The organism is Streptomyces sp. yr375 (assembly GCF_900110755.1).
Lineage (GTDB): Bacteria > Actinomycetota > Actinomycetes > Streptomycetales > Streptomycetaceae > Streptomyces.
In genome coordinates, this window is sequence record NZ_FOFF01000006.1 from 220,233 (window position 1) to 240,121 (window position 19,889).

Genomic DNA, 19,889 nt, shown 5'->3' on the forward strand with positions numbered 1-19,889 from the left:
CCGTCCGCCCGCATCGGCCGCTCCGCGGCTCTCCTCGCTTTTCCACCGTACGCCGCGACTGCGCCGCCTTCGAGACCGGGTCGCACCCCGCCCGGGTGACCGTTCTGCGCCGTCCCGCGTACGGCCGTACCCGACATGCGCCGTACAGCGACCGGACCGACACTGAGGGCAATGCTCACGTAGAGCCGTACGAGGAGGCAGCCATGGGCTGGTTGTGGGCGATCATCGTGGGATTCGTGCTGGGCCTGCTCGCGAAGGCGATCATCCCGGGCAAGCAGCACAGCCCGCTCTGGCTGACCACCATTTTCGGCATGCTGGGCGCGGTCGCGGGCAACGCGATCGCCCGCGCGCTGGGCGTCGAGGTCACGTCGGGCATCGACTGGAGCCGCCACGTGTTCCAGTTGATCGCCGCGATCATCATCGTCGCCCTGGGCGACATGCTCTACATGGCGACCCTGGGCAAGAGAAAACAGCGCGCCTGAGCAGACAGACGTACACCGAAGGGCGGCCTCCCGAGCTCGGGAAGCCGCCCTTCGCCGCATGCGTCAGCAGTCAGCAGGTGACGGTCAGCCGGTGACCTGGACTGCGGCCAGGTTCTTCTTGCCCCGCCGCAGCACCAGCCACCGCCCGTGCAGGAGGTCCTCCGGCACGGGGACCGCGTCCTCGGCCGTGACCTTGACGTTGTTCACGTAGGCCCCGCCCTCCTTCACGGTCCGCCGCGCGGCGGACTTGCTGGCCACCAGGCCGACCTCGGCGAACAGATCCACGACCGGCCCCAGCTCGGCGACCTTGACGTGCGGCACCTCGGAGAGCGCCGCGGCCAGCGTCCGCTCGTCGAGGTCGCCCAGCTCGCCCTGGCCGAAGAGGGCCTTGGACGCGTCGATCACCGCGGCCGTCTGGTCGGCGCCGTGCACCAGCGTCGTCAGCTCCTCGGCCAGCGCCCGCTGCGCGGCCCGCGCCTGCGGCCGCTCCGCCGTCTGCCGCTCCAGCTCCTCCAGTTCCGCGCGGGACTTGAAGGACAGGATCCGCAGGTACGTCGAGATGTCCCGGTCGTCCACGTTCAGCCAGAACTGGTAGAACGCGTACGGCGTCGTCATCTCCGGGTCGAGCCAGACCGCGCCGCCCTCGGTCTTGCCGAACTTGGTGCCGTCCGCCTTGACCATCAGCGGCGTCGCCAGACAGTGCGCCTCGGCCTCGGGCTCCAGCTTGTGGATCAGGTCCAGGCCCGCCGTGAGGTTGCCCCACTGGTCGCTGCCGCCCTGCTGGAGCGTGCAGCCGTAGCGGCGGTACAGCTCCAGGAAGTCCATGCCCTGGAGCAACTGGTAGCTGAACTCCGTGTAGCTGATGCCCTCCTGGGACTCCAGCCGCCGGGCCACCGAGTCCTTGGTCAGCATCTTGTTGACGCGGAAGTGCTTGCCGATGTCCCGCAGGAACTCGATGGCCGACAGCCCGGCCGTCCAGTCCAGGTTGTTCACCATCACCGCGGCGTTCTCGCCCTCGAAGGACAGGAACGGCTCGATCTGCCCGCGCAGCCGGGTCACCCAGTTCGCGACCGTCTCCGGGTCGTTCAGCGTGCGCTCCGCCGTGGGGCGCGGGTCGCCGATCTGTCCGGTCGCCCCGCCCACCAGGGCCAGCGGACGCAGACCCGCCCGCTGGAGCCGGCGCATGGTGAGCACCTGCACCAGGTGGCCGACGTGCAGACTGGCCGCGGTGGGGTCGAAACCGCAATAGAACGTGACGGGACCGTCCGCGAGCGCCTTGCGCAAAGCGTCCTCGTCGGTGGACAGGGCCCACAGGCCGCGCCACTTCAGCTCGTCGACGATGTCCGTCACGGTTCTCGTATCTCCTCGATTTGAACGGCCTCGTAATCAGGTACGAGGTTATACGCCCTGACTGACAGAGCTCATATTGAAGTCCGGCACCCGCAGCGCGGGCATCGCGGCCCTGGTGAACCAGTCGCTCCACTCCCTCGGCAGCGTCTTCTCCGTGCGCCCCGCCTCCGTCGCCCGCCCCAGCAGGCCGACCGGCGACTCGTTGAACCGGAAGTTGTTCACCTCGCCGACGACCTCGCCGTCCTCGACGAGGTAGACGCCGTCCCGGGTCAGACCGGTGAGCAGCAGCGTCGCCGGGTCGACCTCGCGGATGTACCACAGGCAGGTCAGCAGCAGCCCGCGCGTAGTGCTCGCGACCATCTCCTCCAGGGAGCGGTCCGCGCCGCCGTCCAGGATCAGGTTGTCCGCCCCCGGAGCCGCCGGCAGGCCGGTCAGGGCCGCGCTGTGCCGGGTGGTCGTCAGATGCTTCAGCTCGCCCCCGGCGATCCACTCGGTGGGCCGGACCGGCAGCCCGTTGTCGAAGACCGACTGGTCGCCGCCGGAGGAGTGCGCGATGACGAACGGCGCCGACTCCAGGCCCGCCTCGTACGGGTTGCTGCGCAGCGTCAGCGGCAGGTCGCTCAGCTTCTCGCCGAGCCGGGTGCCGCCGCCGGGCTTGGAGAACACCGTCCGGCCCTCGGTCGCGTCCCGGCCCGACGCCGACCACATCTGGTAGATCATCAGGTCGGCCACCGCGGTCGGCGGCAGCAGCGTCTCGTACCGCCCGGCGGGCAGCTCGATCCGCCGCTCGGCCCAGCCCAGCCGGACGGCCAGCTCGGCGTCGAGCGACGCGGGGTCGACGTCCTTGAAGTCCCGCGTCGAGCGCCCCGCCCACGCCGAGCGCGTACGGTCCGGCGACTTGGCGTTGAGCTCCAGCGTCCCGTTCGGCTGGTCGTGCCGCAGCCGCAGCCCGGTCGACGTGCCCAGATACGTCGAGACCAGCTCGTGGTTGGCGAACCCGTACAGTTCCCGGCCGCCCGCACGCGCGCGTGCGAACGCCTCGCCCAGGGCGGGCGCGAAGTCCGCGAACACCGCCGACGACGTCTCCGCGGGCGCCTCCGTGAACTCGGGGGACTGCGCCACCCCCGTGACGAGCGGCTGCGCGTCCTCGGCGGGGCCCGCACCGCGCGCGGCGGCCTCGGCGGCCCGCACGAGGGACTCCAGCTCGTCCACGGTGACCGCGGCCCGCGAGACGACACCGGTGGCGGTGCCCTCCTTGCCGTCGACCGTGGCGATCACGGTGAGGGTGCGCCCGCGGGTGACGCCGTTGGTCGTCAGCGCGTTGCCCGCCCAGCGCAGGTTGGCCGTCGACTGCTCGTCGGCGATGACGACACATCCGTCGGTCCGCGACAGCTCGAGTGCCCGCTCGACGACCTCGTGCGGCTTGATGCTACGGGCGCTCATCGACCGGCCTCCTGCGTGGTGTTGAGGATGTTGACGCCCTTGAACAGGGCCGACGGGCAGCCGTGCGACACCGCCGCGACCTGGCCCGGCTGGGCCTTGCCGCAGTTGAAGGCGCCGCCGAGGACGTACGTCTGCGGGCCGCCCACCGCCGCCATCGAGCCCCAGAAGTCGGTCGTCGTCGCCTGGTAGGCCACGTCCCGCAGTTGCCCGGTGATCCGCCCGTTCTCGATCCTGAAGAAGCGCTGGCCGGTGAACTGGAAGTTGTAGCGCTGCATGTCGATCGACCACGAGCGGTCCCCGACGACGTAGATGCCCCGGTCGACGCTGCCGATCAGATCCTCGGTCGACATCCCCGCCGGATCCGGCCGCAGCGACACGTTGGCCATGCGCTGCACCGGCACATGGCCGGGGGAGTCGGCGAACGCGCACCCGTTGGACCGCTCGAACCCGGTCAGCTTCGCGATCCGCCGGTCCAACTGGTAGCCGACGAGCGTGCCGTCCTTCACCAGGTCCCAGGACTGACCCGCGACGCCCTCGTCGTCGTACCCGACCGTCGCCAGGCCGTGTTCGGCGGTGCGGTCACCCGTGACGTTCATCAGGTCCGAGCCGTAACGAAGCTTGCCGAGCTGGTCGAACGTGGCGAAGGAGGTGCCGGCGTAGGCGGCCTCGTAGCCGAGCGCCCGGTCCAGCTCGGTGGCGTGCCCGATGGACTCGTGGATGGTCAGCCACAGGTTGGACGGGTCGACCACCAGGTCGTACAGCCCCGCCTCGACGCTCGGCGCGCGCATCTTCTCGGCGAGCAGCTCCGGGATCCGCGCCAGCTCGTCGTCCCAGTCCCAGCCGGTGCCGGTGAGGTACTCCCAGCCGCGGCCGACGGGCGGCGCGATCGTGCGCATCGAGTCGAACTCGCCGCTGGACTCGTCGACCGACACCGCGGTCAGCGCCGGATGCAGCCGCACCCGCTGCTGGGTGGTCACCGTCCCGGCCGTGTCGGCGTAGAACTTGTTCTCGTGGACGGTGAGCAGCGAGGCGTCCACATGGTTGACGCCGTTCGCCGCCAGCAGCCGCGCGCTCCAGTCCGCGAGCAGCGCCGCCTTCTCCTCGTCGGGCACGGTGAACGGATCGATCTCGTACGACGACACCCACGTCTTCTCGGCGTGCACCGGCTCACCGGCCAGCTCGACCCGCTCGTCCGACCCGGCCGCCTTGATGACCTGCGCGGACAGCTTGGCCATCGCCACGGCCTGCGAGGCGACCTTGGCCGCCGCGTCCATCGTCAGGTCCACGCCGGACGCGAACCCCCACGTCCCGCCGTGCACCACCCGCACCGCGTACCCGAGGTCGGTGGTGTCCGACGACCCGGAGGGCTTGGCGTCCCGCAGCCGCCAGGACGCGCTGCGCACCCGCTCGAACCGGAAGTCCGCGTGGTCCGCCCCGAGCGCACGCGCGCGTGCGAGAGCGGCGTCGGCGAGGGCGCGCAGGGGTAGGGCCGTGAAACTTTCATCGATGCTATGGGGCACCTACGTCTCTCCCTGGTGTCGTCATGTGTGTCATCTGTGTCATGTGTCTGGAGTCGTCCGGTGTGAAGGCCTCGATCATGTCGCGCCCGGCGGCCCCCGGACCACACCTTTCCGCCCCGCGTCCGCAAACATTCTGTAGAGACCCCACAGACTGGCCCGTGCGCCACTGTCGGTGCCCGAATGTCCGCGGCCCGACGCGGACCGATAGGTTTCGAGGGAAGCCGCCTGCCGTCACGCGTCCGGGCGGGTGTGTCAGACCCCAATCGAAAGGGTGATCCGTTGAGCCGCTCGGTTCTCGTCACCGGAGGAAACCGGGGCATCGGCCTCGCCATCGCCCGTGCGTTCGCCGACGCCGGCGACAAGGTCGCCATCACCTACCGCTCGGGGGAGCCGCCGGCCGGCTTCCTCGCGGTGAAGTGCGACATCACCGACACCGAGCAGGTGGAGCAGGCCTACAAGGAGATCGAGGCCGAGCACGGCCCCGTCGAGGTCCTGATCGCCAACGCCGGCGTCACCAAGGACCAGCTCCTGATGCGCATGTCCGAGGACGACTTCACCTCGGTCATCGACACCAACCTCACCGGCACCTTCCGCGTGGTCAAGCGCGCCAACCGCGGCATGCTGCGCGCCAAGAAGGGCCGCGTCGTGCTGATCTCGTCGGTCGTGGGCCTCTACGGCTCGCCGGGGCAGGCGAACTACGCCGCCTCCAAGGCCGCCCTGGTCGGCTTCGCGCGCTCCCTCGCCCGTGAGCTGGGATCCCGCAACATCACCTTCAACGTCGTCGCGCCCGGTTTCGTCGACACCGACATGACCAAGGTGCTCACCGACGAGCAGCGCGCGGGCATCGTCTCGCAGGTCCCGCTCGGCCGGTACGCGCAGCCCGAGGAGGTCGCCGCGACGGTGCGGTTCCTCGCCTCGGACGACGCCTCGTACATCACTGGAGCCGTCATTCCCGTTGACGGCGGACTGGGAATGGGTCACTGATCACCATGAGCGGAATTCTCGAGGGCAAGCGCGTCCTGATCTCCGGTGTGCTGATGGAGTCCTCCATCGCCTTCCACGCCGCCAAGCACGCCCAGGAGCAGGGCGCGGAGATCATCCTGACCGCGTTCCCGCGGCCCACGCTGACCGAGCGCATCGCCAAGAAGCTCCCCAAGCCCACCAAGGTCATCGAGCTCGACGTGACGAACGCCGAGCACCTCGCGCGTCTCGCCGACGTCGTCGGCGAGGAACTGGGCGGCCTGGACGGCGTCGTGCACTCCATCGGCTTCGCGCCGCAGGACGCCATGGGCGGCAACTTCCTCAACACGCCGTTCGAGTCGGTCGCCACCGCCATGCACGTCTCGGCGTTCTCCCTGAAGTCGCTGACCATGGCCTGCCTGCCGCTGATGCAGAACGGCGGCTCGGTCGTCGGTCTCACCTTCGACGCGCAGTACGCCTGGCCGCAGTACGACTGGATGGGCCCGGCCAAGGCCGCTCTGGAGGCCACCAGCCGCTACATGGCGCGCGACCTGGGCAAGCAGAACATCCGCTGCAACCTCATCTCCGCGGGCCCGATCGGCTCGATGGCCGCCAAGTCCATCCCCGGCTTCGCCGACCTGGCCGCCGTGTGGGACGACCGCTCCCCCCTGGAGTGGGACCTCAAGGACCCGGAGCCGGCCGGCAAGGGCATCGTCGCGCTGCTGAGCGACTGGTTCCCGAAGACCACGGGCGAGATCATCCACGTGGACGGCGGTCTGCACGCCATCGGAGCGTGACGCTGCCGCACACCCGGCACCACCCATCACCCGTCCGGCCTATCTGGCCGGGCGGGTGACGTCTGCGACCAGGCACGATGAAGTGCGCGTTCACCCACGCGCAGCCCTCCCCAGCCCTGCCGAGGAGGTTGTCTTGTGCGCCTGTTCCGTTTCCTCGCCCCAGTGACCGTCGTCGTCGCGCTCGCGCTCTGCGCGCCCTATGAGGCGCTCTCCCACGCCCGCGCGCGGGCCCGGCCCCAGCCGTTCGGCGCGGAGTGCCGCACCAGCGTCGACGGCTCCCATGTCGTCGCCTACTGCCACAACCCCTACGCCGACACCGACCGCGTCACCCTCCACATCGAGTGCGACCGCTGGTGGGACCTCGACGCCGACGGCGCCCCCACCGACGCCGGTCCCGCCGTGACGGTACGGCTCACCGGGCGCTGCTGGAAGGAAGTCCGCTCGGCCTGGGTCAGCCACCAGAAGATCTGAACCCTCCAGGCCGCCTGTGCCGCCCGGGCCCGCTCCTCCTGACCCCGGAGGGGGCGGCGTGGGCGCGGAGTGCGAGACTTGCCGTATGCCAATGCTCGACCCGAATCCGCAGAACGGCCAGAAGAAGATGCTGATCGTCTTCGGCTCGTTCTTCGCCATCTTCGTGATCATCGCCGTCATCGCGACCATCGCCTCACCCTGACGATCCGGCCCGGACCGGTTGTGCCACGGGCAGGGCGCGGGGGTGGGGTTAACCCCCCTGTCCCCTAGGGGGTGGAGGTCAGGGTCAAGTGGGTGGAATTCCGGATGGGTTGAGGGCCGCGGATTCCGTAACTTCGAGATGTGACCGCGACGCGGAAACACCCGCCACGGTCCACGGACCTCGGACGGACCCCGGACCACTCGAAGACAGCGGAGGCACCCATGTCGGCCCCCACGCACACCCGGCCCCGCTCGGCCGTCTCGGCCGGCGTCGGCACCCGGCTGCCCTGGTGGGCCCTCGCCCTGCCGACCCTCGCCTTCATCACCCTGTTCGTGCTGATACTGAACCCGGCCGACGCCCACGCGGCCACCGGCGACCCGGCGATCACCCGGCTCGTCGAGCACATACAGCAACTGATCGCACGCTGAGCGGTGCCCGTCGCACCCCGCGAGGGCGACTTGGGCCGCCTTAGGACCGCTGGTGAAGCCGCATGTCAACTCCCTGCGCCCGATGGCCTGTTTCATGCGAAGCTGGGACTCATGAGCGTCGCAGAACCCCGCAGGATCGTCCTCTTCCGCCATGCGAAAGCCGACTGGCCCCAGGTGACCGACCACGAGCGCCCGCTCGCTGATCGGGGGCGCAAGGACGCCGCCGTCGCCGGACGCCGGCTGACCGACACCGGCATCCCCTTCGACCTGGCCCTGTGCTCCACCGCGGTCCGCACCCGGGAGACGTGGAAGCTCGCCGTCCAGGAGTTCCCGCAGCGGCCGAAAACGGTCTACGAGGAGCGGATCTACGAGGCCTCGCCGGGCGAGCTGATCGCCCTGCTCAACGAGACGGCGGACGACGTGCGCAACCTCGTCCTGATCGGCCACAACCCGGGCGTCCAGGGACTCGCCGACGTCCTGTCCGGCCAGGCCGACGGCGACGCGGGCGAGCGGATGCACCGCCGCGGGTTCCCCGCCGCCGCCTTCGTCGTCATCTCCTTCGACGGCTCCTGGAAGTCCCTGGAACCGGGCGCGGCCACCCTGCTCGACTACTGGGCGCCCTCCGAGTAGCCCACCGCACACGCGGGGGCCCGGCACCGTCGACGATGCCGGGCCCTCCTCGCTCCCTACGACCGGGCTGCTGGCCGCCCGGTCCCCGGGTCGCCTGCTACTGCTCGGCTACTGCTCGTCGTGGGTCTCCGCGGCCTCGACCTCTTCGCGGGTGATGCCGAGCAGATACAGGACGGTGTCCAGGAACGGCACGTTCACCGCCGTGTGCGCCGCCTCGCGCACCACCGGCTTGGCGTTGAAGGCGACCCCGAGACCCGCCGCGTTGAGCATGTCCAGGTCATTGGCACCGTCACCGATCGCCACGGTCTGCGACAGCGGTACGCCCGCCTCGGCGGCGAACCTGCGCAGCAGCCGCGCCTTGCCCGCACGGTCCACGATCTCGCCGGTGACCCGGCCGGTCAGCTTGCCGTCGACGATCTCCAGCGTGTTGGCCTGGGCGAAGTCCAGCCCGAGCCGCTCCCTCAGATCGTCGGTGACCTGGGTGAAACCGCCGGAGACGACGCCCACCTGGTAGCCGAGCCGCTTCAGCGTCCGGATCAGCGTGCGCGCACCCGGCGTCAGCCGCACCTCGGCGCGCACCTTGTCCACGACGGAGGCGTCCAGCCCCGCCAGCAGCGCCACGCGCGCGTGCAGCGACTGCTCGAAGTCGAGCTCACCGCGCATCGCGGCCGCCGTCACCTCGGCGACCTTGTCCTCGCAGCCGGCGTGCGCGGCGAAGAGCTCGATCACCTCGTCCTGGATGAGGGTGGAGTCGACGTCCATGACGACGAGCCGCTGGGCCCGCCGGTACAGGCCCGCGTCCACCACGGCGACGTCCACACCGAGCGCCGCCGCGTCCGTGACCAGGGCGGTGCGCAACGGCCCGGTCTCCACCCCGGAGACGGCGAACTCGACCGCGGTGACGGGGTACTTGGCGAGCCGGAAGACACGGTCGATGTTCCCGCCGGCCTTCGTGATCTTCGCGGCGATCGACGCCGTGGCCTGAGCGGTGAGCGGATGCCCGAGCACAGTGACCAGCGACCGCCCGAGGCCGCGCGGCCGGTTGTCGCCGAGGCCGGAGATGATCTCCGCCTGCATCTTCATCGACTCGGCCCAACTGTGGACCGTCGACCGCAGGTCCCCCTCCAGGCCGGCCTGCGGCTCGGTCACGAGCGCGCACAGCACCATCCGCCCTCGGGTGACGACCTGCTCGATGTCGACGACGTCGACGGAGTAGGCGGCGAGGGTGTCGAAGAGGCCGGCCGTGATGCCCGGTCTGTCCTTGCCGAAGATCTTGACAAGGAGCGTGGGGACGTCGGGGGACGAAGTCTGCAAAGCACTCATGGTGTGTCCACCGTATCCGGCACCCAGTGCCTTCCGCCCGTCAGGTCCGCCTGACGGACAGGGAACAGTGCATGGCGGCGAGATGACGAACCCCCCAACAGCAGACCCCGACCGGCACCCCGACCGGCACCGCGACCGTCACCGTGAGCCCCTCGGCGGGGGCGAGGGAGGGGGCGGGGGAGGAACAGGTGGTGGGAGCGGCGGTGGCGGAGGCGGCCCCCCGTCCGGCCTCGACGGCGGCCGCGGGCCGGGCGGCCGACGCGGCGAGCGGGGCGGCGGGCCGATCGGCCGGACCACGGTCGGAGCGCCGTAGACGTCGTCCGGAGGCCCGCCCTGCACCGGGGGCTCGCCCGGCCGCGAGCTCTCGTACGACCTCGACCGCTCGCCCCCGCCGCCTTCGCCCCGCCCGGGCTCCGGCCGTGCGTCCTGCACGTCCCGCAGCTCTTCCGGGAGCCGCAGGTAGGGGTTGGTCCCCGGATTCGGCGCCCGGTACGAGGCACTCGGCGCGTACGGCCCCGCCCGGTCACCGGCGTGCCCCGAAAGCCCACGCCCCCCGCCGGAAACCTCCGTCACCACACCCCTCAGGTCACCCCGTGCCAGTGGCGCCGCCCGCCGCCCCGCCGCCCCCGTGACCCACGCCAGCGACGCACCGGCGGCCCCCGCTCCCGCGCCCCACACGGCACCCAGCAGCAGCGCCGCACCGACGCGTCCGTGCAGCGAGATCCCGGCCCCGAACGCATCGAAGCCCAGCACGGACAGCGAGGCGTCCACGGACAGCTCCGTCAGCCAGACGACCAACGGCAACATCAAGGCACCCACCACCCCCATGCGCAGAGCACAACGCCCCACGAACCCCGTGAACCCCACCAGCCCCCCGCCGCCACGCCCCGAAGCCCCCGACCCCCCGGACCACCCACCCGCGAGACCGGCACCCACCACACCGGCACCCGCTCCTCCGCCCCCTTTACCGACCTCCGCCCCGGCCACCCCGCCCGCCCATCGCCCACGCACCGCACCGACCCCGGCCCGGTCTGTCCCAGGCCCCGCAGCCCCCGCACGCCCAGCGGCCTCCGCACCCTCCGCAACTCCCGCACCCCTCGCACGCCCCGCACCTCCCGCAGCCCCCGTACGCCCACCACCCCCCAAAGCCCCTACAACCCCCACGGCCCCCGCACGCGGAGCGCCCCCCACTCCCGCCCCACCCATCACCGGCGTCCGTACCGCCGTAAGCACCCCCGCCAGCAGCATCATCAGGGCCGCCGCCACTCCCAGCAGCCACACTCGGCCGTCCAGTCCGGCGAGGCGGCTCAGGGTCACCGGCTGGTCGGTGCCGAGGCGTAGGAGGTCGTCCAGCGGGGACGGGAGGAGGTTGGTCAGGGCTCCCGTCGCGTGGCCGTCCCACGGGACGAACAGGCCGAGCGGGATGCCCAACCAGACCCCGTTCGGGGTGCCGAGCAGCGCCGCTCCCGCGATCCGCCGGGGGTGGTCGTCGCCGATCGCCGCGTACGCCGCCGCCGCGAACCCGGCCGCCACCGCCACCAGCAGCACGGTGACCACGGCGGACACTGCCGGCCGCACCACGCGATGCACCGCCTCCCAGCCGCGCGGCAGCGGTGTGCGGCGCGAGGCCAGCAGGGCGATCAGCAGGATGCCCAGGCACCAGCCGAGGCCGCCGAACAGCGTGGGAGCCGTGTCGACGGTGAAGCCGACCGCGGCCTTCGCGTCGACCAGATCGCCGAGCCGGTCGGGCAGCAGCCCACCGATGTCCCCGATACCCCCGATGTCCCCGAGCCCGGGAATCTCCAGACCCCCGCCCCCGCCCCCGCCACTTCCCGCGCCGCCCCCGCCCAGGCCGGGCAGATCCCCCAACCCCAGCGAGGCGCCGTCGAGCGTGATGACGTCGTGCCCCGCCCAGGCCAGCCCGCCGAGCATCGCCACGAACAGCGCGACCACCGCGCCGACGCGCGCGAGGAGTTCGGCCGGGGCGATCACAACTCCCGCCGCGCGCAGGGACCGTAGGAAGAACCACGACAGGAGCAGCGCGCCCACCAGGCTCACCCCCAATGGCGTGATCTCGATGGCCGTGGTCGCCTGCGCGCCCGTGAGTCCGAAGGCGGACACATCGCCGGACGGAGTCACCGAGCCGCCGGCGCCCAGGGCCACCACCGCGGCCGTCATCGGGCCCAACGAGCCCGCGGAGTCCGCCCCCAGGAGATGCAGCCCGAGCGCCGCCGTCCCCGCCATGCCGATCAACGCCCAGCTCACCGCGGTGATCGCGGCCAGCAGTACGTCCGTCCACGGCACGCCCCCACCGCGCGCCGTGCTCCCACTGCCCTCGACACCCGTGCCGACCCTCATGCAGACCCCCCGATCCGCGGTGCGAAGCGGCGAAGATCGCCGCTTCCGTCCCCCCTCGCGTGCTTTTACCACTCTCCGGTCCGGTTTCAACCCCGTCAACGGGAACGGCCGATACGCTCGCGCACGCTCTTCACAAGGCCCGACTTTCGGTCAGGGGGCCGCTACTGAAATAGTTCCCCCCGATGTTCGACATCCCTAGACTCCCCGTCGATGGGGCTAACTCGGGGGACAACTCAGTGGGGCTGGAGTGCCGGAACTCGTACTGGAATTGAACGGACGCACCTGGACGCTCGATCCGTCCAGGACATACACCCTCGGACGTGATCCGCAGGGGGACGTCGTCCTAGACGACGCCAGGGTCTCCTGGCGTCACGCCACGGTCAGCTTCAACGGCCGCAGTTGGGTCGTCGAGGACCATGGCAGCACCAACGGCACGTGGGCGCAGGGCCAGCGGGTCCAGCAGTTGGAGATCGGCCCTGGCGCGGCGCTGCACCTGGGCAACGCGACCGACGGGCCGCGGCTGAACCTGACGGGAGCGGCCGCGGGCGCGGGAGCGCAGGCACCCGCCGCTCAGCAGCAGCCGCAGCAGCCGTACGCCGCGCAGGCCGCGAACCCGGGCTGGGCCCAGCAGGCCCAGGCCCCGCAGCCGCAGGCCGCGCAGGGTTCGCCGCCCGCACAGGCCGGCTGGCAGCAGCCGCAGCAGGCCGCACCGCAGGTCCCGCAGCAGCAGGGACCGGCCGAGGGCTATGCCCAGAAGGTTCCCGGTGGTGGCGCGGGGGCGCCGCCGGTCTACGGCGACCGCAGCCCCACCACGTTCCACCAGTTCTCCCTCGGCCGCGTGATGCGCATCGGCCGTGCCCTGGAGAACGAGCTGGTCGTCTCCGACCTGCAAGTCTCGCGCAACCACGCCGAGTTCCACTCGACGCCCGACGGGCGCATGGAGATCCGCGACCTCGGCTCGCACAACGGCACCTACGTCAACGGCCAGCCGATCGCCAAGGGCGGCTCGGTCCAGTTGGGCCCGACCGACGTCGTCGGCGTCGGCCACTCGACGTTCCGGATCGTCGGCGACCGGCTCGAGGAGTTCGTCGACACCGGTGACGTCTCCTTCTCGGCCCGCCACCTGACCGTCACGGTCGACGGCGGCAAGCAGATCCTCAAGGACGTCTCCTTCGGCGTCCCCGAGAAGTCGCTGATCGCGGTCATCGGACCGTCCGGTTCCGGCAAGTCCACCCTGCTCAAGGCGCTCACCGGCTACCGGCCCGCCAACCAGGGCGACGTCCTCTACGACAACCGCAACCTCTACAAGCAGTTCGCCGAACTGCGCCAGCGCATCGGCCTGGTCCCGCAGGACGACATCCTGCACAAGGAACTGACCGTCAAGCGGGCCCTCAAGTACGCGGCCAAGCTCCGCTTCCCCGCCGACACCACGGGCGCCGAGCGCGACGCCCGCATCGACGAGGTGCTGCGCGAACTCAAGCTGGACATCCACAAAGAGAAGAAGATCACCTCCCTCTCCGGTGGCCAGCGCAAGCGCGTCTCGGTGGCCCTGGAGCTGCTCACCAAGCCGTCGCTGATCTTCCTGGACGAACCCACGTCGGGCCTCGACCCGGGCATGGACCGCGATGTCATGCAGTTGCTGCGCGGCCTCGCCGACGACGGCCGCACGGTCCTCGTCGTCACGCACTCCGTGGCCGAACTGGCGATCTGCGACAAGCTGTTGGTGATGGCCCCGGGCGGCTCGGTCGCCTACTTCGGCCCGCCCGAGGAGGCACTGAACTTCTTCGGCTACGACACCTGGGCCGACGTCTTCTCCGCCTTCGAGAACTACCGCGACTACGACTGGGCGGGCCGCTGGAAGGGCTCGCAGCACTACCAGATGTACGCCGCGGACATCGACGCCATCGCGCCGCAGTCCGTACAGATGCCGCCGATGCAGGCGATGAAGCCGCCGAAGCCGCAGGGCTGGATGTCGCAGTTCGTCACACTGGTGCGCCGCTATGTCTCGGTGATCGTCTCCGACAAGGGCTTCCTGGCGCTGACGGTGATCCTGCCGGCCGTCCTCGGCGCGGTGAGCCTGCTCATCGACTCCGGCAACGGCCTGCTGCCCAACCCGGTCAACCCGAAGTCGGGCCGGATCATCCCCAACGGCACGGCCACCACCGTCCTGCTGATCCTCGCGGTCGGCGCCTGCTTCGCGGGCGCGGCGAACTCCGTCCGTGAGCTGATCAAGGAACGGGTCATCTACGAGCGGGAACGCGCGACCGGCCTGTCGCGCTCCGCGTACCTGATGTCCAAGGTGTTCGTGCTCGGCGTCATCACCGTGCTGCAAGGTCTGCTGGTCGGCGTGATCGGCTTCGCGAGCCGGGAGATCCCGACCCAGGGCCTGGTCCTCGGCAGCGCCACCCTGGTCGAGCTGTCGATCCCGATCATGGCGCTGGGCTTCACGTCGATGATGTTCGGCCTGGTCATCTCGTCGCTGGTGAAGACGGCCGAGAAGACGATGCCGCTGCTGGTCATGTTCGCGATCATCCAGGTCGTGTTCACCGGCTGTCTGTTCAGCCTGAACGGCGCGGTCGGCGTCAACCAGTTCTCGTACCTGATGCCGTCCCGCTGGGCCGTCGCGGCCGCCGGCGCCACGCTGGACTTCAACAAGATCAGCCCGCCGAAGGACGGCGGCGCGACGGACCCGCTGTGGGAGCACACCGTTGGCGCCTGGGGCCTGGACATGGCCGCGCTGATCGCCCTCGGCGTGGTCTGCGGCTTCTTCGTGGCGCGCTTCCTGCGCCGCCACGAGCCCGAGGTCATGCGCAAGTAGTCGTTCCCGCAGTACGCCGATGGGCGGCACCCCGTGCAAGGGGTGCCGCCCATCGGCGCGTGAAGGTCGCTCAGTACGTCACTCGGTACGTCACTCAGTACGCGCTGTTGACGTTGTCGATCGAGCCGTACCGGTCGGCCGCGTAGTTGGCGGCGGCCGTGATGTTGGCGACCGGGTCGTAGATGTTCCAGGACGTACCGGGCACGTGGTACGCCTTGAAGGTGGGCGGGATCACCTGGAGCAGACCCTTGGACGGGATGCCGTTGATGGCGTTGATGTCCCAGTTGTTGATCGCGTTCGGGTTGCCCGAGGACTCGCGCATGATGTTCTTGTGCAGGCCGTGGTAGCTGCCCGGGATGCCCTTGGACTTCATGATGTCCAGCGAGCGCTTGATCCAGCCGTCCAGGTTGTTGGCGTAGGTCTTGGTGACGGCCTTCTTGATCGCGGCGCGCTTGGCGGACCGGCTCGCGGCCTCCTTCGCCTTGCGCGCGGCTGCGGCCTTCTTCTTCGCGGCGGCAGCGGCGGCCGCCTTCTTCTTCGCGGCAGCGGTCTTCGCGGCGGCAGCCTTCGCCGCGGCGGCCTTCTTCTTCGCGGCGGCAGCGGCGGCGGCCTTCTTCTTCGCCTCGATGGCGTCGGCCTTCACGCTCGCGCCGGCGAGCTGGTCGGTCACGCTGCCCTTCACGTCCTTGACCTGCTCGGAGCTGTAGGCGACCCGGGCCGAGGAGACGGCGTCCGTCTTGGTGGTCGTCTGCGCGTCGGCCGGCACCACGGAGAAGGCGAGGGCGGCGGCGCCGAGGGTGGCGGCACCCGCGATCGCGATCTTGTGAGTGTTCTTGGGCATGGCGGAAGGACCTCTTCGACTAGGGGAGGTCGCTCTCTTCGTCCGACGGCGGACAGCGGGTGCTTGAGGCACGGGCGCCGCCGGGGAGAACCCACGGCGCTGAGCGACGAGAACCATTCTTAGCTGCCGCAAAACGGACAGGCAAAGGTGTGACGTACGATCCTCGATAGGAGACCAGGGAAGGGCAAAACGGGACAGATAGAGCTATCTGCCCCGCTCATGTCGGTCGCCTTGCTCTCCTATCGCCCCTCGTAGGTGACCTGCGCCCTATGCGGGGGCTCACACGGAGCCCACCCCGTTCTCACCGCGCGTTGCCAAAGCAACGCTCTGCGTCAGCACTCTTGCGGGAGGATGAGGTGCACGTCCCCGAACTCGTGCCACAGATAGCGCCCGCGCAGCGCCTCCTCGTAGCCCCGGTCGATCGCCGCCCGCCCCGCCACCGCCGCCAGCATCAGCAGATGCGAGGCCTCCGGCTCGTGCAGCCCGGTCAGCAGCCCGTCCACCACCCGCACCCCGCGCGCGGGCGTGACGACGAGATCCGTCCACCCCGCACGCGCGCGTACGACCCCGTCCGCCCCGGCCGCCGACTCCACGGCCCGCACCGCCGTCGTACCCACCGCCAGCACCCGCCCGTCGCCCGCCCGCCCCGCGTTGATCAGCCGCGCCGACGCCTCCGGCACCGCGAACCGCTCCGGATACGGCGGCTCGTGCGCCTCCGCCGACGCGACCCCCGTGTGCAGCGTGACCGGCGCGAACCGCACCCCCCGGCTCACCAGCTCCGCCACCAGCCCCGCCGTGAAGGGCCGCGCCGCACTCGGCATCTCCGCGCTGCCCGCCCCGTCGGCCGACGGCAGCGCGAACACCGTCTGGTAGACGGACAGCGGCTGATCCCGCTCCGTATAGGAGTAACGGATGGGGCGCCCGTGCTCGCGCAGCACCCCGGGCACCGCCCCACCGGGCGACACCCGCGCCCACCACAACCGCCCACTCCCCGGACTCAGCGGCTCCTCCAGCACCAACCGCGCACCCCCGGGCAGCCGCACCCGCGCCCCCACCGGCCCGCCCGCACGCGCGCGCGTGGTGCCGTCCCCGTCCGGAACCCGCAGCTCCACGGCCCACCGGCCGTCGTCCCCGCGCGTAGAGAAGTGCACCACCACGCGCGCGTGCCCGATCCGCCCGTTCACGGCCGCCGCCAGCGTCGGCGAGGTGTTCACCACCAGCAGGTCCCCGGCCCGCAACAGACCCGGCAGCTCCCGGAAGGCGTGGTGCGCCACCTCCGTCCCCCGCGACACCAGCAGCCGCACATCACCGCGGCCCCGCCCCGGCCCACGCTGCTCGGCCGGCACCCGCGCCGACAACTCCTCCGGCACCCGCACGGCCAGCGTCATCGCCCGCCCTCCAGCAGCGCCGGGGCCGCGTACCGCCCGCTCGCCGGCCGCTCGTCCAGCAGCCGTACAAACGCCGGCGCCACACCGTCCGGCCCGGGCCGCGGCCCGTCGTCGTCCGGTACGGCCGCCGCGTACAGGTCCGTGGCCATGTCCCCGGGGTCCACCGCCCACACCCGCAGCCGCGGCTCCTCCACGCCGAGCACCGCCGCGAGCTGGTCCAGGGCCGCCTTGGACGCCCCGTAACCGCCCCACGTCCCGTACGCCTCGGCGGCCGCGTCCGAGCTGACGGTGATCACCGCGCCCGCCCGCGCCCCGCGCAGCAGCGGCAGCGCCTCCTGGACCAGCCCCAGCGCCGCCACCACGTTCACCTCCAGCGCCCGCCGCAGCCCGTCCAGGGGCAGCTCCGCCAGCCGCACCAGCGGCTCGGCCCCCAGCGCGCTCGCGTTGTTCACCAGCAGGTCACAGCCCCCGAGCTGCCGGGCGGCCGCCACCAGCTCGGCCCGGTGCCCGGCATCCGTGACGTCCCCCACGCGGGCCTCGACCCGCGTCCCGTACGACGCCACGGCCGCCGCCGTGTCCTTGAGCACCTCCGCCGTCCTGGCGTCGAGCACCAGATCCCACCCTCGCGCGGCCAGGGCTTCGGCCAGCGCCCGCCCCAGCCCCTTCGAAGCCCCCGTGATGATCGCTACCGGCATGACAACCGTCCCCTCGTCGAACCCGCCGCCACCCGGCGACGACCCCAACGTAGGAACCGTCCCCCCACCGCCGCCTCGGCCAGGGGACGCACCTGCGAAGCACCCTTCGTCGTACGCCGCCGACCCGGTCCCGGAGCCCTAGGACCCCGCACCCGGGACCTCGGCCCTAGGTCTCCCGCCCCAGGCCACGGCCGTCACCGGACCGATCCGCGGTGTCACACCCCGCCGGTACCGTGAGGACATGAGTCAAGGCCCCCGGTCCGGCCTCGCCGCGGTGAGCTCCGCGCTGCTGGCCATGAGCAGGCACCTGGAGGTGCGCGACGTCCTCAAGACGATCGTCGCCTCCGCCCGTGAGCTGCTGAACGCGCGCTACGCCGCCCTCGGCGTCCCCGACGACCACGGCGGGTTCGCCCAGTTCGTCGTCGACGGCATCAGCGACAAGCAGTGGAAGGCCATCGGCCCGCTGCCCCGCCAGCACGGCATCCTGGCGGCGATGCTGCACGAGGCCCGCCCCGAGCGCCTCGCCGACGTCCGCAAGGACCCCCGCTTCGAGGGCTGGCCGTCCGCCCACCCCGAGATGTCCGACTTCCTGGGCCTGCCCATCCGCGACGGCGACGAGATCATCGGCGCCCTGTTCCTAGCCAACAAGAACTGCCCGAAACCCGACGGCGGCTGCGGCTTCACCGAGGACGACGAGGAACTGCTCTCGATCCTCGCCCAGCACGCCGCGATAGCCCTCACCAACGCCCGCCTCTACGAGCGCAGCCGCGAACTGACCATCGCCGAGGAACGCTCCCGGCTGGCCCACGAGTTGCACGACGCGGTCAGCCAGAAGCTGTTCTCCCTGCGCCTGACGGCCCAGGCCGCCGCCGCCCTCGTCGACCGCGACCCCTCCCGCGCGAAGGGCGAGTTGCAGCAGGTCGCCGCCCTCGCCGCCGAGGCGGCCGACGAACTGCGCGCCGCAGTGGTCGAGTTGAGGCCCGCCGCCCTCGACGAGGACGGCCTCGTGGCCACCCTGCGCACCCACATCCAGGTCCTCGACCGCGCCCACACCGCACGCGTGACCTTCACTGCCACCGGCGTCCGCGCCCTGCCCGCCGCCCAGGAGGACGCCCTGCTGCGGGTCGCCCAGGAGGCCCTGCACAACGCGCTGCGCCACTCCGGAGCCGGGCGGGTCGAGGTCACCCTCCACAAGCGCGGCCAGGACACGGTCCTGCGCGTCTCGGACGACGGCACCGGCTTCGACCCGACGACGGTCCGCCGCGCCGGCCGCCACCTCGGTCTGGTGTCGATGCGCGACCGCGCGAGCGGGATCGGCGGCACGCTCACGGTGCACTCGGCGCCCGGCAAGGGCACCACGATCGAGCTGGAGGCTCCCGGTGGCTGACGCAATCAAGGTGCTGCTCGTCGACGACCACCAGGTCGTCCGCCGGGGCCTGCGCACCTTCCTCGAAGTGCAGGACGACATCGAGGTCGTCGGCGAGGCCGCCGACGGCGCCGAAGGAGTCGCCCGCGCCGAGGAGTTGAAGCCCGACGTCGTCCTGATGGACGTCAAGATGCCCGGCATGGACGGCGTCGAGGCCCTCCGCAAGCTCCGCGAACTCGACAATCCCGCGCGCGTGCTGATCGTCACCAGCTTCACCGAACAGCGCACGGTCGTCCCGGCCCTGCGCGCGGGCGCCGCCGGGTACGTCTACAAGGACGTGGACCCCGACGCCCTCGCCGGCGCCATCCGCTCGGTCCACGCCGGCCACATCCTGCTCCAACCGGAGGTGGCGGGCGCGCTCCTCTCCCAGGAGGAGGCCAACTCGGGCCAGGGCAGAGGCGGTTCGCTCACCGAACGGGAACGCGAGGTGCTCGGCCTGATCGCGGACGGCCGCTCCAACCGCGAGATCGCCCGCGCCCTGGTCCTCTCCGAGAAGACGGTCAAGACGCACGTCTCGAACATCCTGATGAAGCTCGACCTCGCGGACCGCACCCAGGCCGCACTGTGGGCCGTACGCCATGGCCTGGCCGACTGACACCGGCCGACGGTCACGGGCCGGCCGACAACATGGAAGGTTAACTTCCGATCCGAGATTCATACCGTCGTGGGAATGTCCCCCGAATGGCGCAACCTTCGGCGGTCCCCGGCGTTCTCCAGTCCGTGCCGCGGCGACTGCCGCGGCAATCGCTAGGAGGGG

Annotated in this window: 18 protein-coding genes; 10 read left to right on the forward strand and 8 right to left on the reverse strand. The window is 71.4% G+C overall.

Annotated features, from left to right (window positions below; translation table 11 throughout):
• Window positions 1–203: 203 nt before the first annotated feature.
• A complete protein-coding gene (locus BMZ82_RS09670) occupies window positions 204–482 on the forward strand; it encodes a GlsB/YeaQ/YmgE family stress response membrane protein (RefSeq protein WP_093773773.1) in 279 nt (92 codons plus the stop codon).
• Window positions 483–566: 84 nt separating this feature from the next.
• Here the strand turns inward: BMZ82_RS09670 and tyrS are convergent, their stop codons facing one another.
• Genes tyrS through BMZ82_RS09685 form a run of 3 tightly spaced genes read right to left on the reverse strand, consistent with a single transcriptional unit; the run spans window position 567 to window position 4,795 of the window.
• Complete coding sequence (tyrS, locus tag BMZ82_RS09675) at window positions 567–1,832, reverse strand: tyrosine--tRNA ligase (RefSeq protein ID WP_093773775.1); 1,266 nt, start codon at window positions 1,830–1,832, stop codon at window positions 567–569.
• 48 nt (window positions 1,833–1,880) lie between these two features.
• A complete protein-coding gene (locus BMZ82_RS09680) occupies window positions 1,881–3,275 on the reverse strand; it encodes a metallopeptidase TldD-related protein (RefSeq protein ID WP_093773777.1) in 1,395 nt (464 codons plus the stop codon).
• Complete coding sequence (locus tag BMZ82_RS09685) at window positions 3,272–4,795, reverse strand: TldD/PmbA family protein (protein WP_093773779.1); 1,524 nt, start codon at window positions 4,793–4,795, stop codon at window positions 3,272–3,274. Before BMZ82_RS09685 ends, BMZ82_RS09680 begins: the two co-directional genes overlap by 4 nt.
• A 279-nt stretch (window positions 4,796–5,074) precedes the next feature.
• On the opposite strand from BMZ82_RS09685, the gene fabG reads away from it, so the two are divergent.
• The 6 genes from fabG to BMZ82_RS09715 all read left to right on the forward strand — a co-directional run bounded on the left by fabG (window position 5,075) and on the right by BMZ82_RS09715 (window position 8,283).
• Complete coding sequence (gene fabG, locus BMZ82_RS09690) at window positions 5,075–5,779, forward strand: 3-oxoacyl-[acyl-carrier-protein] reductase (RefSeq protein ID WP_093773781.1); 705 nt, start codon at window positions 5,075–5,077, stop codon at window positions 5,777–5,779.
• Between the two features lie 5 nt (window positions 5,780–5,784).
• Window positions 5,785–6,552 carry an enoyl-ACP reductase FabI gene (fabI, locus tag BMZ82_RS09695; RefSeq protein ID WP_093773783.1) on the forward strand — a complete coding sequence of 256 codons (768 nt, stop codon included), beginning with the start codon at window positions 5,785–5,787 and terminating at the stop codon, window positions 6,550–6,552.
• A 135-nt stretch (window positions 6,553–6,687) separates the two neighbouring features.
• Complete coding sequence (locus tag BMZ82_RS09700) at window positions 6,688–7,023, forward strand: hypothetical protein (RefSeq protein WP_093773785.1); 336 nt, start codon at window positions 6,688–6,690, stop codon at window positions 7,021–7,023.
• Window positions 7,024–7,108: 85 nt separating this feature from the next.
• Window positions 7,109–7,225 carry an SGM_5486 family transporter-associated protein gene (locus tag BMZ82_RS41655; protein ID WP_093773787.1) on the forward strand — a complete coding sequence of 39 codons (117 nt, stop codon included), beginning with the start codon at window positions 7,109–7,111 and terminating at the stop codon, window positions 7,223–7,225.
• Window positions 7,226–7,446: 221 nt separating this feature from the next.
• Window positions 7,447–7,653 (forward strand): hypothetical protein, encoded by a 207-nt coding sequence (locus BMZ82_RS09710; RefSeq protein WP_093773789.1) that lies wholly within the window; start codon window positions 7,447–7,449, stop codon window positions 7,651–7,653.
• 111 nt (window positions 7,654–7,764) lie between these two features.
• Window positions 7,765–8,283 carry a SixA phosphatase family protein gene (locus BMZ82_RS09715; protein WP_093773791.1) on the forward strand — a complete coding sequence of 173 codons (519 nt, stop codon included), beginning with the start codon at window positions 7,765–7,767 and terminating at the stop codon, window positions 8,281–8,283.
• A 108-nt stretch (window positions 8,284–8,391) separates the two neighbouring features.
• Here the strand turns inward: BMZ82_RS09715 and serB are convergent, their stop codons facing one another.
• Together serB and BMZ82_RS09725 are read right to left on the reverse strand one after the other, a co-directional pair.
• A complete protein-coding gene (gene serB / locus BMZ82_RS09720) occupies window positions 8,392–9,606 on the reverse strand; it encodes a phosphoserine phosphatase SerB (protein WP_093773793.1) in 1,215 nt (404 codons plus the stop codon).
• Window positions 9,607–9,744: 138 nt separating this feature from the next.
• Window positions 9,745–11,964 carry a streptophobe family protein gene (locus BMZ82_RS09725; RefSeq protein ID WP_093773795.1) on the reverse strand — a complete coding sequence of 740 codons (2,220 nt, stop codon included), beginning with the start codon at window positions 11,962–11,964 and terminating at the stop codon, window positions 9,745–9,747.
• Between the two features lie 247 nt (window positions 11,965–12,211).
• On the opposite strand from BMZ82_RS09725, the gene BMZ82_RS09730 reads away from it, so the two are divergent.
• Window positions 12,212–14,782, forward strand: coding sequence for an ABC transporter ATP-binding protein/permease (locus BMZ82_RS09730; RefSeq protein WP_093773797.1), 2,571 nt, complete (start codon window positions 12,212–12,214; stop codon window positions 14,780–14,782).
• A gap of 94 nt (window positions 14,783–14,876) precedes the next feature.
• On the opposite strand, the gene BMZ82_RS09735 is transcribed toward BMZ82_RS09730, so the two are convergent.
• The 3 genes from BMZ82_RS09735 to BMZ82_RS09745 form a co-directional block, all read right to left on the reverse strand.
• The gene (locus BMZ82_RS09735; RefSeq protein ID WP_093773799.1) at window positions 14,877–15,623 is read right to left on the reverse strand and encodes a transglycosylase SLT domain-containing protein; all 747 of its coding nucleotides are present in this window, start codon (window positions 15,621–15,623) and stop codon (window positions 14,877–14,879) included.
• 332 nt (window positions 15,624–15,955) lie between these two features.
• On the reverse strand, window positions 15,956–17,011 hold the full coding sequence (locus tag BMZ82_RS09740; RefSeq protein ID WP_093773801.1) for an S-adenosylmethionine:tRNA ribosyltransferase-isomerase: 1,056 nt from the start codon (window positions 17,009–17,011) through the stop codon (window positions 15,956–15,958).
• Window positions 17,008–17,706 carry an SDR family NAD(P)-dependent oxidoreductase gene (locus BMZ82_RS09745; RefSeq protein WP_093773803.1) on the reverse strand — a complete coding sequence of 233 codons (699 nt, stop codon included), beginning with the start codon at window positions 17,704–17,706 and terminating at the stop codon, window positions 17,008–17,010. The genes BMZ82_RS09740 and BMZ82_RS09745 overlap by 4 nt, the downstream gene beginning before the upstream one ends.
• Before the next feature lie 241 nt (window positions 17,707–17,947).
• On the opposite strand from BMZ82_RS09745, the gene BMZ82_RS09750 reads away from it, so the two are divergent.
• Both BMZ82_RS09750 and BMZ82_RS09755 read left to right on the forward strand, forming a co-directional pair.
• Window positions 17,948–19,093, forward strand: coding sequence for a GAF domain-containing sensor histidine kinase (locus BMZ82_RS09750; RefSeq protein ID WP_093773805.1), 1,146 nt, complete (start codon window positions 17,948–17,950; stop codon window positions 19,091–19,093).
• Window positions 19,086–19,727: a response regulator gene (locus tag BMZ82_RS09755; RefSeq protein ID WP_093773807.1), complete on the forward strand. Its 642-nt coding sequence runs from the start codon at window positions 19,086–19,088 to the stop codon at window positions 19,725–19,727. Before BMZ82_RS09750 ends, BMZ82_RS09755 begins: the two co-directional genes overlap by 8 nt.
• Window positions 19,728–19,889: the final 162 nt, after the last annotated feature.

What these genes read in the sequence shown, in the direction of transcription:
- BMZ82_RS09670 (WP_093773773.1), top strand. Translation starts at nt 204, where the DNA reads ATGGGCTGGTTGTGGGCGATCATCGTGGGATTCGTGCTGGGCCTGCTC.
- BMZ82_RS09680 (WP_093773777.1), bottom strand. Translation starts at nt 3,275, where the DNA reads ATGAGCGCCCGTAGCATCAAGCCGCACGAGGTCGTCGAGCGGGCACTC.
- fabI (WP_093773783.1), top strand. Translation starts at nt 5,785, where the DNA reads ATGAGCGGAATTCTCGAGGGCAAGCGCGTCCTGATCTCCGGTGTGCTG.
- BMZ82_RS41655 (WP_093773787.1), top strand. Translation starts at nt 7,109, where the DNA reads ATGCCAATGCTCGACCCGAATCCGCAGAACGGCCAGAAGAAGATGCTG.
- BMZ82_RS09710 (WP_093773789.1), top strand. Translation starts at nt 7,447, where the DNA reads ATGTCGGCCCCCACGCACACCCGGCCCCGCTCGGCCGTCTCGGCCGGC.
- BMZ82_RS09715 (WP_093773791.1), top strand. Translation starts at nt 7,765, where the DNA reads ATGAGCGTCGCAGAACCCCGCAGGATCGTCCTCTTCCGCCATGCGAAA.
- serB (WP_093773793.1), bottom strand. Translation starts at nt 9,606, where the DNA reads ATGAGTGCTTTGCAGACTTCGTCCCCCGACGTCCCCACGCTCCTTGTC.
- BMZ82_RS09725 (WP_093773795.1), bottom strand. Translation starts at nt 11,964, where the DNA reads ATGAGGGTCGGCACGGGTGTCGAGGGCAGTGGGAGCACGGCGCGCGGT.
- BMZ82_RS09735 (WP_093773799.1), bottom strand. Translation starts at nt 15,623, where the DNA reads ATGCCCAAGAACACTCACAAGATCGCGATCGCGGGTGCCGCCACCCTC.
- BMZ82_RS09740 (WP_093773801.1), bottom strand. Translation starts at nt 17,011, where the DNA reads ATGACGCTGGCCGTGCGGGTGCCGGAGGAGTTGTCGGCGCGGGTGCCG.
- BMZ82_RS09745 (WP_093773803.1), bottom strand. Translation starts at nt 17,706, where the DNA reads ATGCCGGTAGCGATCATCACGGGGGCTTCGAAGGGGCTGGGGCGGGCG.
- BMZ82_RS09750 (WP_093773805.1), top strand. Translation starts at nt 17,948, where the DNA reads ATGAGTCAAGGCCCCCGGTCCGGCCTCGCCGCGGTGAGCTCCGCGCTG.